The organism is Methanomethylovorans sp., assembly GCF_041305605.1.
In the GTDB taxonomy this organism is placed as follows: domain Archaea; phylum Halobacteriota; class Methanosarcinia; order Methanosarcinales; family Methanosarcinaceae; genus Methanomethylovorans.
Genome location: NZ_JBFYLB010000097.1, coordinates 1 through 11,826 on the forward strand (window position 1 = coordinate 1; position 11,826 = coordinate 11,826).

11 protein-coding genes, 1 tRNA gene and 1 pseudogene are annotated in these 11,826 nt (G+C 42.6%); 6 read left to right on the plus strand and 7 right to left on the minus strand.

What is annotated here, in order from left to right:
* A pseudogene (locus tag ACCM36_RS06185) lies at positions 1 to 177 on the plus strand (isocitrate/isopropylmalate dehydrogenase family protein); the annotation flags it as partial.
* Between the two features lie 126 nt (positions 178 to 303).
* On the opposite strand, the gene ACCM36_RS06190 reads toward ACCM36_RS06185, so the two are convergent.
* Positions 304 to 1,656 carry an isopropylmalate synthase gene (locus ACCM36_RS06190; RefSeq protein ID WP_370572878.1) on the minus strand — a complete coding sequence of 451 codons (1,353 nt, stop codon included), beginning with the start codon at positions 1,654 to 1,656 and terminating at the stop codon, positions 304 to 306.
* A gap of 217 nt (positions 1,657 to 1,873) precedes the next feature.
* Here ACCM36_RS06190 and ACCM36_RS06195 point away from each other — a divergent pair, with 217 nt between their 5' ends.
* Complete coding sequence (locus ACCM36_RS06195) at positions 1,874 to 2,377, plus strand: amino acid-binding protein (protein ID WP_370572879.1); 504 nt, start codon at positions 1,874 to 1,876, stop codon at positions 2,375 to 2,377.
* A gap of 28 nt (positions 2,378 to 2,405) precedes the next feature.
* Here the strand turns inward: ACCM36_RS06195 and ACCM36_RS06200 are convergent, their stop codons facing one another.
* Positions 2,406 to 3,596: an NAD(P)/FAD-dependent oxidoreductase gene (locus ACCM36_RS06200; protein WP_370572880.1), complete on the minus strand. Its 1,191-nt coding sequence runs from the start codon at positions 3,594 to 3,596 to the stop codon at positions 2,406 to 2,408.
* A 2-nt stretch (positions 3,597 to 3,598) separates the two neighbouring features.
* On the minus strand, positions 3,599 to 4,312 hold the full coding sequence (locus tag ACCM36_RS06205) for an HAD family hydrolase (protein WP_370572881.1): 714 nt from the start codon (positions 4,310 to 4,312) through the stop codon (positions 3,599 to 3,601).
* A 101-nt stretch (positions 4,313 to 4,413) separates the two neighbouring features.
* Between ACCM36_RS06205 and ACCM36_RS06210 the strand changes: the two genes are divergently transcribed.
* A complete protein-coding gene (locus tag ACCM36_RS06210; RefSeq protein WP_370572882.1) occupies positions 4,414 to 4,584 on the plus strand; it encodes a hypothetical protein in 171 nt (56 codons plus the stop codon).
* A gap of 35 nt (positions 4,585 to 4,619) precedes the next feature.
* On the opposite strand, the gene ACCM36_RS06215 is transcribed toward ACCM36_RS06210, so the two are convergent.
* Positions 4,620 to 5,567 (minus strand): alpha/beta hydrolase, encoded by a 948-nt coding sequence (locus tag ACCM36_RS06215; protein WP_370572883.1) that lies wholly within the window; start codon positions 5,565 to 5,567, stop codon positions 4,620 to 4,622.
* A 190-nt stretch (positions 5,568 to 5,757) separates the two neighbouring features.
* Between ACCM36_RS06215 and ACCM36_RS06220 the strand changes: the two genes are divergently transcribed.
* Positions 5,758 to 7,647 carry a PAS domain-containing sensor histidine kinase gene (locus tag ACCM36_RS06220; protein WP_370572884.1) on the plus strand — a complete coding sequence of 630 codons (1,890 nt, stop codon included), beginning with the start codon at positions 5,758 to 5,760 and terminating at the stop codon, positions 7,645 to 7,647.
* Positions 7,648 to 8,146: 499 nt separating this feature from the next.
* Entirely contained in the window at positions 8,147 to 9,316 is a 1,170-nt protein-coding gene (locus ACCM36_RS06225; RefSeq protein WP_370572885.1) for a hypothetical protein, read from the plus strand.
* A 37-nt stretch (positions 9,317 to 9,353) separates the two neighbouring features.
* On the opposite strand, the gene ACCM36_RS06230 is transcribed toward ACCM36_RS06225, so the two are convergent.
* Both ACCM36_RS06230 and ACCM36_RS06235 read right to left on the minus strand, forming a co-directional pair.
* Positions 9,354 to 9,425: transfer RNA gene (locus tag ACCM36_RS06230), tRNA-Arg, on the minus strand.
* A 65-nt stretch (positions 9,426 to 9,490) separates the two neighbouring features.
* Entirely contained in the window at positions 9,491 to 10,759 is a 1,269-nt protein-coding gene (locus tag ACCM36_RS06235; RefSeq protein ID WP_370572886.1) for a DEAD/DEAH box helicase, read from the minus strand.
* Between the two features lie 566 nt (positions 10,760 to 11,325).
* Between ACCM36_RS06235 and ACCM36_RS06240 the strand changes: the two genes are divergently transcribed.
* On the plus strand, positions 11,326 to 11,547 hold the full coding sequence (locus ACCM36_RS06240; RefSeq protein ID WP_370572887.1) for a CDGSH iron-sulfur domain-containing protein: 222 nt from the start codon (positions 11,326 to 11,328) through the stop codon (positions 11,545 to 11,547).
* Between the two features lie 87 nt (positions 11,548 to 11,634).
* On the opposite strand, the gene ACCM36_RS06245 is transcribed toward ACCM36_RS06240, so the two are convergent.
* A partial coding sequence (locus ACCM36_RS06245; RefSeq protein WP_370572888.1) for a DUF1641 domain-containing protein occupies positions 11,635 to 11,826 on the minus strand: 192 nt, incomplete at its 5' end.

Below are 11,826 nucleotides of genomic sequence, written 5' to 3' on the forward strand. Positions count from 1 at the left end.
GCAGGTGCCTGGATGCTAGGATACCTCGGTGAATCAGAGAAGTCAGCAGCCATATTCAGGGCTACTGAGCGCGTCATATCCGAAGGCAAGTATGTTACCTATGATCTGGGAGGCAATGCAAAGCTCAGTGAAATGACAAATGAGATTGCCAGATATACAGTAGAGGAGCTGAAGTAATAGCTTCTCTCATTTTCATTATTCAATTTCCAAAGTCCTGGTTTTAGCCAAGGTATTCAAAAAAGAATATTAGTGGCGGACCCTACTACTTTTCATGGCTAGCTGTCCGCCTGTGTTTTTTACAATTCAGTCCACTTCGTCATGCATACGCGGTTTAATTTCCCGCTGTTTGCTTCCTGCACCGTTATCATTAATTTCTTCGTCTTCTCCTCTGCGGTGCAGATCCTGGTCCACTATGGGGTTGAACATAAAGTATTTCTTGACATAGGCACGGATCTCCTCATCGGAAATGCAGGAAACCCTCTTTTCTTCATTGAAGAGTTTCTGGATGTCTGTCTGTATGTTCCTGAGGCGCTTATCGTTCTTATCTACCTCTATATGGACATCCATCATTTCTTTAAGTGTTTCCTGGACCTTGAACTTCAGTACCTCAATGCCGGAAGAATCGCCTATGAGGAAATTCCTCTGCCCTCCAACTATCTCAGGCGGATATGGTTCGTATGTGAACGGATTCTTGATGACGCCTGCAGTATGGATGCCTGATTCGTGGGCAAATACATTCTGGCCTACCACTGATTTATTTCTGGGTATCCGTATACCTATCTCCTTTTCCATGAACTTGGCAAACTCCACCAGGCAGCTCAGGTCGTATTTCTCAAAGCCCTTGATGCGTCTTTTCAGGAAGATCAGCAGCTTTTCCATCTCTGCATTACCTGCTCTCTCGCCAATGCCCAGATATGTCACATTGGACCAATTCGCACCGTGCCAGTAGCCAGCCAAGGAGTTTGCAACCGCAAGTCCAAAGTCATCATGGCAGTGGGTTTCGATATTCTTTGCACCGAGTTCATGTTTGAGGTATTTGACAATAGTGGGGATCCCGTAGGGTTCATCCACGTTCATGAACGGAATGCCAAATCCAATGGTATCGCAAATACGGATGGTACATTCAGGGTCTATCTCAAGTATCTTTTCTATAAGGGGGAACACGAAATCATAATTATCGGCGCGTGTCATATCTTCGATATGAGCTCGTGTCCTCAGTCCGTGGTCCACTGCATATTGCAAGGCATTAAGATATTTTTCCTGGGCTGCCTCCCTGGTCGGAAGTTTCATTTTGTCATAGATGTGAGGGTCGGATACAGACATGAGGATACCCGTTTCCTCTATACCGTCAACATTGAGGACCATGTCGATATCTGCTGGATTTGCACGTGCCCATCCTGTTATTTCCGGGAATTCATATCCTCTGTCCTGCATGAGTTTGATAGCTTTTCTATCCCTTTCATTATAGACAAAGGTCTCCAGCTTTTCAATGCCGATCCTATGCAGGTACTCGTATATCTGCACTTTGTGCTGGCTTTTCATAACAATGCCCGGCATCTGGGCACCATCCCTTATGGTACTGTCGCTGATCGACACCTCCTGCCCATGAGGCAGTTCTATCTTGGGCAGGTCATCATAGTCCCGGTATGTCTTCATATGTTTCCTCCAACTGTGCCAAACTCATCGTGGTTAAGTAGAATACTACACTCCGCATCCTGGTCTTTAAGCACATGATCTCTATCCTTTATGAGGATCATCGGACCGCTGAGCAGGTGTGCACAAAACCTGGTATTCTACATGTGTGTTCAGATTAAAAGGTTTTCTTCCTTTATCTGCCTTAAGGATTTATAATTTAAACGCTAATCTATAACCCATGTGGAGCACGATAATGCAGAAATTTGAAAAACACCCTGCTCAGCAGAAAGTTATCAGACTGCTTTTTGAACGGGGCTTTCAGGTCAACGAAGACGGAAAAGTTACATCCGGTAAGATCGAGATCCCCCATACTCAGCTTGCCCGGGAGGTAGGGGTTGACAGGCGCGTGGTAGACTCGACCACAGAGGCCATACTTGACGATCCTCTTTTGAAGAACATATTCCAGAAAGTCCATTCTATACCATTTTTAAGGGATGTGGCTCCTTCTCTTGGTCTTGGAGTAATTATCATAATTCCTGACGATGCGGCACATACGGGAATAATTGCCGATGTTACAGGTGTGATCTCCAATCATGGGGTCAGTATCAGGCAGGCAGTCTCGGATGACCCTTATTTTACTAATGAACCACGCCTGACAATTATCACCGACAGTAAAGTTTCAGGAGAAGTGGTAGAAGAGCTGCTCAAATTAAAAAGTGTAAAAGGAGTAAGTGTATCCTGATTTCGGATAGGGTGTCAAATATCGGAATTCACAGGACGGCTCTTGCAAAGGCTGAGAATATCTTAAGCATGTGCTTTGACTTCCTTGGGTCAAGCATTTTCCTGATGAGCACTGAAGGATGGTCCATATCCCCGCATTCCGTGATCGTTTCCAGGATGGAAGGTGTGTTCATAGCGCCTAACAGCTCATCCAGTTCACTGTCACTGAGCCCTTTTATGAAATCATGTATCCTCATGCCCATGCTGAGTTCTTTCCCGATGGCAGTTTTCCATTGTTTCTCGTATTGCTGTAAACTGCCTGCAGATGCATCATCTACGGAAGCTGCTACCTTTGCGGCAATTTTTGCACACAAAGCACCTGTATAGATACCGCCTCCGGAAGTAGGTTTAGTTTGGCCGGCAGCATCACCTACTATCATTATCCCGTCTGCATACGTCCTGCGCAGGGGTCCGAGAGGTATGCCGCCAAACACCATATCCGTTTGTCCACCTACATACCTGGAAGCAATGTGGGGATGGTGTTGAAGCAGCCATTGAAGACATTCATGAGGGTTTGGATCATTGATACCATCGGTAGCCAGCCCTATTCTGGAAATACGCTCATCCACAGGCACTGCCCAGGCAAAGAAACCAGGTGCTCTGGAACCTACGAACAGCTCCACAAAATCAGGGTCATCAGAACGGTATGGTGCTTCTATCTGTATGCCGGGCATGATCTTCTTCACTCCGCCAAGACCTGCCATCTTTGCCAGATTACTACGTACTCCATCTGCAGCTATGATCACTTTTGCCTGGATGTTCTGGTGGTTGCCTCTCTCAAGCACGCTAAGGGTTTGCAAACTGTTGCTGCGCTGAATCCCTATTGCACGTGTCCTGAGCATCACGTCCACTCCCGCATCTGTTGCCATTCTGAAAAGCGTCCTGTCGAACATTTTCCTTGACACAACGTAAGCTTTAGTTCTGCCTCCATCTATGGGTAATGGTCTTTCGGAAGGTGGGTGTATGTAAGCTCCTCTTACGGAGTTAAGCACAAAGTCTTCTGAAGGTTCCACGTCGCATTCTTTTACGGCACGTGTGCTAAGCAGGCCTGTACATCCCACAGGAGAGCCTACAAAAGCGTGTTCTTCAATGAGCAACACCTTTGCTCCTTCCTGAGCTGCGTAGCGTGCTGCAGTTGAGCCTACTGGCCCACCTCCCACAACAATTACATCGTACTGCATACTTATGTTTTCTTTCCATGTCCTAATAGGTCAAGCACTTCGCTGATATCGTTCAATATAAAATCAGGAGACGCAGTTTCATATCTTTTGTATGTGTCGTTGTTCCTGTCCCCGTAAGCTGCATAGGCAGTGTACATTCCTAAGGCCTTTGAAGGTACTATGTCCCTGCGCAGGCTGTCCCCTACGAAGAGAGTTTCGTATGGCTGCAAGTCCAGTGCTTCCAAGGCAAAAAGGAAAGTTTGATGTGAAGGTTTGCTTGAACCAGTGATATCTGCGCAGAAGAGGGCATCCAGCCATTTTGAAACACCGGTTTTTTCAAGCCTCTTTTTTGCATTGGTGCTATGTGCATCGGTAAGTATTGCAATTTTCAGACCCATTTCCTTGAGCTCCCGGATAGTAGGAACGGCATTAGGGTATGGATCTACAGCTCTCAATTTCTCGGTTTCGTATATGTGGCAACATTCATCATACATGGACTGTGAAAATACACCTATATCACAAATGTAGTCCCGGATGTTATTCCAGTCTTCAAAGCCACAGCCTGGTCTTCTGAAGTACTGGAAAAGTTCGAGAGCATTGCCACATCCAATGTGGTTTACGATCTTCTGGCAAGCCTGTGTTTTAGCATGCACAAAATCAAAAAGTGTATTGTCCATATCGAACATGATACATGTAAGGTGTTCAGTACTAAGTGCAGACTGTGTTTCAAGCTTCATGAATTTCCCCTTTCTTTTCAGGCTAGATGTAATAGTTGAGGTCTATTATAAAGATGTATTTTAACACATAGTGGGTTTTATATATTTTTAGTATATATCTAATGGATGACTCTGTACACGACGGTGATTTTCAGATGCCTCTCAATACTGTTCAATCAGGAAGACAAAGTAACTTTGGGAAAGATAATATGCAATTCCATGAGCCATGTGAAAGAAAAGATGGCTTTTACTCATCATGCGGGCAGGCTTTTATCCGGGTACCTATCAAGTAAGATCCAATGATTTTCTATATGATCTTCGCTCAAGCTCATTTGTTAAAGATAATTGCCAGTTCCTTTTTTAATTCTTCTTTTGTAGAAGGACTATATCCGTGAGTAGTGCCATTCACCGTATACATTGTTTTTGGTTCACTGGCCAGTTCAAATGTATCTTCGGCCATGCTGTAGGGAACTATAGTGTCATTGGTAGCATGGAACATGACCACTTTGCGAGGAGATATTGTTGTTATGTAGGTATCAGGGTCTATTGACCTGTAGAAAAAATATGTATTTTCATCTACGCGGTCCTTATCAATTGTGTTGGTCTGATATCCTGATGTGCTTATACCAACTACTCCTTTGATCTTAGGGTCAAGAGCTGTTGCAATTATAGCAAATCTACCGCCATTGCTGATCCCAAGCATGGCTATCTTGTCGGAATCCACTTCCTTCTGGTCTCTTAACACTTCTGCAGCCATGAGGACATCATATACCATACTGTATTCCACAGGCTCTTTATCTTGTTTGAATAGTTCCAGGTCTGTTTCCGGATACACAGCTCCCTGGTTACGCTGATCAATAGTGATAGTGGCATACCCCATCTCCACAAGTTCGGATGCAAGTCCCTGTTGTTCTTCCTTAGTGACTCCTGCTCCGGGAAGCACTACTATACCAGGGACTTTTTCGCTGGATGAAGGAAAATGCATGAGGCTCTGGATAACATTGTCCTTGCTCTTGAATGTGAGCAATTTGACTATGTCACTACTTTCTGTAGTATTACTATTGATTATGGAATAATCTGTTTTCTCTGGCAGATCATAGGAAAGTTTACCTTCGTCAGAGACAGACCAGTTTTCAGAACTGTGTATGTTGTGTAATATCCCTACAACACCTGTAATTATAAGCACGACACCGACACCAATTGCGATGCTGCCCAATTGGGTGTTCCTGCCGGAAGTTTGTCTATTTCCACCTTTTATTTTCTTGTTTTTCTTCATACCATCTTCCATTCAGTCTTTCATTTATCCACTACTCTGAATATTTATATTATTTACCGCTGAAGATGTCTGCAGTGGTTAATAACACTGGTATGGTCTTCAAATTATATGTCAATATTATTTGTTTTAATGAAAGAATGAAATTTTTATATATCATATTATATATATGGCTTGCGAGTATGTTGATATCATGACAGTTGATCAGAAGCAGGAAAAAGAATATCTTCTGCCAGAGGAATGTCTGTCAGGAACCTTGTCGGAAGGCACATTTATTTTTTATACCGATGGTGCCATTCTTCCATTTGAGTCTCTGGACCATAGTTGTGTACTGCATGAACGCTCTATTTTAATATCAGGTGCAATAGTGGATCTATATAATGACATTGAATGGCCTTTCCATATCCGGGAGCCTGCTGCAGTAAAAGGTATCAAAGATGTTATGTCCGGTAAGGAAGATCGTTTTGAATTAGAATATTCATTTGAGGGATCAGAAGGCATTCGCTGGTTCTTTATGAAAGTTTTACCGGTTTCAAAAAACTCCCCACGTCCTGTATCTGTGTATAATATGGATATCACGAAACATAAGTCTGCAGAAATGGAAATGAACATACTCAAGAACATGGCGAAGCAGTCTATGGACAGTATGATCTACCTGGATAGGGAATTTCAGATATTATACATGAATAAAGCTTCAGAAGACCTTTTTGGCTGGAAGCTGGAGGAATTGAGGGGTAAGTCACTTGATCTTCTGGAGGTGGATTGCCTTAGTGAAGAAGTAAAAAGCAAATTAAAAGATATTCTGTTTACTGGTGGAAGGCATTCTATTGAATCCTTGTCCAGAAAAAAAGAGGGTAGTTCGTTCTTTTGCGAATTGAATTTCTCCCCTTTCTTTGATGACACCGGGAATTTCGCTGGTTTTCTGAGTTCACAAAGGGATCTCACCGAAAGGAAACTGGCAGAAGTAACCTTAAAGGAAAGTGAAGAAAGGTTCCAGGCCCTGTATGAAAACATTCCCAGCGGAACCCTGATCATTGGACAGGATTATATTATTGAAGATGTAAATCACAAAACGTGTGAGATCACGGGATATTTAAGGGAAGAACTTGTAGGCCAGCTATGTGATATTTTGTGTCCGAAAGGGTCAAATTCAAAAAAATGTCCTATATGGGTTGAGGGGCTTAATGGGTTTCAGGGTATGGATACTACTATCAAATGCAAGGATGGCAGAAAGAACCCTATCATCAAGAATACGAAAAGGATCACTATCCATGGTAAACAGTATATCCTTGAGAGCTTCCAGGACATCAATGAACGTAAACAGGCAGAAGATGCAATGTTACATGCTAAGCTGGCGGCAGAGGAGGCTAGCAGGACAAAGTCAGAGTTCCTGGCGAATATGAGTCATGAACTGAGAACTCCGCTTAACTCTATCATCGGTTTTTCCCAGATGTTGCATCAAGGGACATTCGGAGACATGAATGGAAAACAAGAAAAATATGTTCTGAACATTTTAAACAGTGGGAAACATCTATTGCACCTGATCAATACAATACTGGACCTTTCTAAGGTCGAAGCGGGAAAAATGGAGTTGTATTGTGAAAAATTTTATATCAAAGAGGTGTTGGATGATCTAAGGATTATCATACACCCTATGGCAATCAGAAAGAACATACTATTTGAGATAAATGGACTTGCTAATAATACAGAGATATGTGTAGATAAGACTAAGTTTAAACAGATCATGTATAACTTACTTGACAATGCGGTTAAATTCACTCCTTTTGAGGGGTCAGTGACACTTACTGTGGAACTTATTGACGGTGAATTGCAAGTAGCTGTAGCAGACACAGGCATAGGAATCCCTGAGCATGCAGTGGATATTATATTCAAGCCCTTCAAGCAGGTTGATTCTTCCACTTCACGGGTTTATGGTGGTACCGGACTGGGGCTTGCGCTTGTTAAAGAGTTTGTGGAAATGCACAAAGGCAAGGTCTGGGTGGAAAGTGAGGAAGGTAAAGGGTCTACTTTTAAAGTAAAGCTTCCTCAGCAGGAACCGAATAAAAAGGCAATTGGATCTTGAAAATGATTCAACTTATTGTGTTTTCAAAAGATTTGTTTTTGCTGAAGAGACCAAGTTCTATAGGTTTTGGCAGTATATCTAGTGCTGTAAAGTGTTTTTTATAGATTAGAGGGGATATACATTTATACTGAAGAATTAGAATCTATATCAGTATAGAGGACTTTACAGCAAAATTACTGCACTAGTTGATTAAGTGAAAACAGATTGTTTTCTAGAACTTTGATGTTGGATTTAAAGCTCAACAAAAATATATTGTATAGTCCAAAGCTTTTTCGATGTTTATATATACCAACTAGGTTCCATGCTTAATAAATATAACATAAACATATTGAAGTTTCCGGAAATGCTGTGTCAGACTTTCATATTTTTATGCATGAAAATCGGGATTAAGAGTTGTGGATAAGGAGACTCTAAGTCAATGGGTGCGCGATGGGTGATATAAATGCAAATCAAATTAAGTAGACTAATTTATTTTGCGCTACTATTGTGTATTGTGTTGATGACCGCAGGTATCGGCTCAGCGGAGTCTGTAGGGGTGTATGATAATGCAGGTACATGGGCTTTGTGGAATACCAGTACTGATTTGGCCGACATTGTAGGTTTTGGCTGGGCTGGTACTGAACCAATGGTAGGTGACTGGAACGCTGACGGGATTACAGATATCGGGATTTACAACGTCGCAGGAAACAACTTCCTTCTGCGTACCGATTTCGGTTTCGATGTCATAGGACTCGGATGGCCAGGAGTTACACCTCTTGTAGGTGACTGGAACGGAGATGGTGCAGATGAGGTCGGAGTGTATAATAACGAAGGCACATGGGCTTTATGGAATACCGAAACCAACTCTGCAGATATCGTGGGTTTTGGCTGGGCAGGCACTGAACCGATGGTAGGTGACTGGAATGCTGATGGAGTTACAGATATAGGGATCTACAACATTGCAGGTAACAATTTCCTTCTGCGTACCGATTCCGGCTTCGATGTAATAGGACTTGGATGGTCAGGAGTTACACCCATTGTAGGTGACTGGAAAGGAGATGGTGCAGATGAGGTCGGTGTGTATAATAACGAAGGTACATGGGCTCTTTGGAACACTGATACCAACTCTGCAGACCTGGTGGGATTCGGCTGGGCAGGTACTGAACCAATCGTAGGTGATTGGAACCTGGATGGAGCCACCGAGTTGGGTATATACGATAGAGGAGGTAACAATTTCCTTCTCCAGAATAATTCGGGCTTCGATGTAGTAGGAGTTGGATGGGAAGGTGTGACCCCAGTTGTTGGAATCTGGAATACTGACCACGCATGGTTTGGAAGCGTTGCGCATTATTCAGCGTTATTGGAAACTAATCTTGATGAGATATCCGTGACTATGAATAACAGGGATTATGTCGCATTGGCTACAATTGGACAAAAAATTATGGATGATACGCAGACAGCACTGGAGGATAACGGTAGATATACTGTATCTCCTATGTTCCAAGAGGCACAGTCAGAGTGGGCATTCTCTCTCACTGACTTGAACAATGTGGGAAAATACACGACCCTGATAGCAAAAGACTTAAAAGCTGGTATTGATGATCCTGAAAATATTGGAATGTGGATAACGTATTCAGACTCTGCTATCTATCATATGAATAGAGCAGTTGAATTAATGAGTAATGTGTAACATGGTATAGTAAATCAGAATAATTTAAATTTTTTAGCGGACCTGCCGGGACTCGAACCCGGGTTCTAAGCTCCGGAGGCTTAAGTGATATCCGCTACACTACAGGTCCAGAGAGTGAATACCGATAAGGTATTCATCACTGATAAATGTGCTGTTGGTGGTATTTTCAGATGGTCAGCGGCCTCTTGAAGGGCGCTGATTCCTTGGTCCGGATCGCGGCTTATTCTGTTTTTGTGGGCGAGCTCTCTCTCCTGATCCACGCTGTTTTCTTGGTGCCGGTTTGGCTGCATCCCCTGTGGCATTTTTTGCCTTTTCCGAATGATAGTGGTGCTCTGCAACCTCTATTTCCTGGCGTGTGAGTTTTTCGATGCTACGGAGATAATCACGTTCGTCTGATGCACAGAATGAGTATGCTGTGCCGTCTGCTCCTGCTCTTGCAGTACGTCCGATGCGATGCACATAATTTTCGGGTTCATTAGGAAGGTCGTAATTTATGACGTGGGATATATCTTCAATATCAATTCCACGTGCAGCAATGTCTGTTGCTACCAATACCCTTACGTTTCCTGATTTGAAGTCCTCCATAGCCTTAGTGCGCTGGTTCTGTGATTTATTACCATGGATGGCATCCGCTTCGATCCTATTCTTGTTAAGCATCAAGGATACCTTATTTGCACGGTGTTTAGTGCGAGTGAATACTAAAACGCATTTTAAATTATTGTGCTGCAGAAGGCCAAGCAGGAGCTCATCCTTGTTTTCTTGGTCCACGAAAAAGACGAATTGGTCTATTCTTTCGACTGTTGTTGCTTGTGGAGATACTTCCACGTGTACCGGGCTTGTAAGAAGCTTTCGGGCAAGTTCTGCTATCTGGGGGGACATAGTAGCAGAGAAGAAAAGCGATTGCCTTTTTACAGGAAGTAAAGAGACTATTTTGTATACGTCTTTGATAAAGCCCATGTCCAGCATCCTGTCGGCTTCGTCAAGTACAAAGAACTCAATACCATTTAGTTTTACGTATCCCTGGTCCAGGAGGTCAAGAAGCCTGCCTGGGGTTGCTATGAGGACATCAACACCTTGGGAAAGAGCTTTTACCTGGGGCCCCTGCCCTACACCACCGAATACAACAGTGTGTCTGAACCTTATGAACTTTCCATAAGCAGAAAAGCTGTCCCCTATCTGCGCTGCAAGCTCCCTTGTGGGTGCAAGTACAAGTACGCGTGGAACTCCGGGTTTGGAGGGTTTATGTACCTCTGACAGTTTTTGAAGTATGGGTAATACGAATGCGGCAGTCTTGCCTGTACCTGTTTGAGCAATACCTATCAGATCCCTGTTTTCCAACAAGTGGGGGATAGCTTGTTTCTGTATAGGGGTAGGAGTGGTATATCCTTCGTTTTCAAGTGCTCTTTGAAGTGGTTTTTTTATCTTTAGGTTTTCAAATGACATTTTACCTCTGGTTTTAATCTAACTCAGGAATTAGCAGTATCTCGGACTCAAATTCAGAATAAATTTACTAAAGGCACGACACTACAAAAATTCAGTGCAGAGCTTAATTTTCATCTTACAAAACTTATATATTTCCGGAACAAAAGAATCCTGTTTTTATCATAGTAACTATCTCTTTTTTTCCTGTCGTACATAATTTGATAATTTTTCCGGCTAATTCTAGCAGATAATTGCATTCAACTACTTTTTATTATTTTAATCTATTTGCAATTTAGTTCATTCTTGAATTTTCTCCATTGCGAGTAAAGGGGGACAGTTGAAATTTTAATTCCACGTAGTATCATCTATTTACTATAGTATGGTAGTTACAATGTTTTTGTAGTTTATCAGTTCAGACGTAGATAATAATTTTCTGATCCTTACAATCTGGTACTTGAAATGGTTTTTGTTCTCAGGTTGGGAAAAACCTGTTACATTACTTATTTCTACGGGGATATATGGCCCACGTCCAGCAGTATCAAAAACAATATTAACTTAAGAATATTAGTAGAAGTTGGAGGAGTATTATGACTCACGCGGAAAAGACAGTTTCTCATAAAAAACCATCCATAGAGATCATAAAAAATGGTCCTTATATCGTAAAGAATGTGGATAACTTAATCAATTCCCAAGGTGTTCCTATACCAGCACAGCCTGTAATGGCTTTGTGTAGGTGTGGTGGTTCCAATAACAAACCTTTCTGCGATAGCACACACAACGCTATTAATTTCGAAGACGACAAGACCTAGATCAATGTGTTGTTTCTTTTTTATCTTATGGACAACGGAACATAGGCAATAAAAAAGAAGGAATGCTCCTTAAAGGTGCTTCCTTTCTTAAACATCCTTTGTTGCCCGTCCCAGCGCCTTAAGTATTTCTATCATAATACCCATGCCTTTCTGGAAATCTTCGTCCTTTGTCTGCTTCAGCAAGCCTCCAAGCCCAATCTTTGGCGGTTCAAGAAGGGCTTTGTCAAGTGCAGGGTCCTGAAGTCCTCTTTCCATCACGTCAACAAGGTCAGTGCTCAT

What these genes read in the sequence shown, in the direction of transcription:
- ACCM36_RS06235 (WP_370572886.1), bottom strand. Translation starts at nt 10,759, where the DNA reads ATGTCATTTGAAAACCTAAAGATAAAAAAACCACTTCAAAGAGCACTT.
- ACCM36_RS06195 (WP_370572879.1), top strand. Translation starts at nt 1,874, where the DNA reads ATGTGGAGCACGATAATGCAGAAATTTGAAAAACACCCTGCTCAGCAG.
- ACCM36_RS06210 (WP_370572882.1), top strand. Translation starts at nt 4,414, where the DNA reads ATGGATGACTCTGTACACGACGGTGATTTTCAGATGCCTCTCAATACT.
- ACCM36_RS06225 (WP_370572885.1), top strand. Translation starts at nt 8,147, where the DNA reads ATGACCGCAGGTATCGGCTCAGCGGAGTCTGTAGGGGTGTATGATAAT.
- ACCM36_RS06215 (WP_370572883.1), bottom strand. Translation starts at nt 5,567, where the DNA reads ATGAAGAAAAACAAGAAAATAAAAGGTGGAAATAGACAAACTTCCGGC.
- ACCM36_RS06205 (WP_370572881.1), bottom strand. Translation starts at nt 4,312, where the DNA reads ATGAAGCTTGAAACACAGTCTGCACTTAGTACTGAACACCTTACATGT.
- ACCM36_RS06190 (WP_370572878.1), bottom strand. Translation starts at nt 1,656, where the DNA reads ATGAAGACATACCGGGACTATGATGACCTGCCCAAGATAGAACTGCCT.
- ACCM36_RS06200 (WP_370572880.1), bottom strand. Translation starts at nt 3,596, where the DNA reads ATGCAGTACGATGTAATTGTTGTGGGAGGTGGGCCAGTAGGCTCAACT.
- ACCM36_RS06240 (WP_370572887.1), top strand. Translation starts at nt 11,326, where the DNA reads ATGACTCACGCGGAAAAGACAGTTTCTCATAAAAAACCATCCATAGAG.
- ACCM36_RS06220 (WP_370572884.1), top strand. Translation starts at nt 5,758, where the DNA reads ATGACAGTTGATCAGAAGCAGGAAAAAGAATATCTTCTGCCAGAGGAA.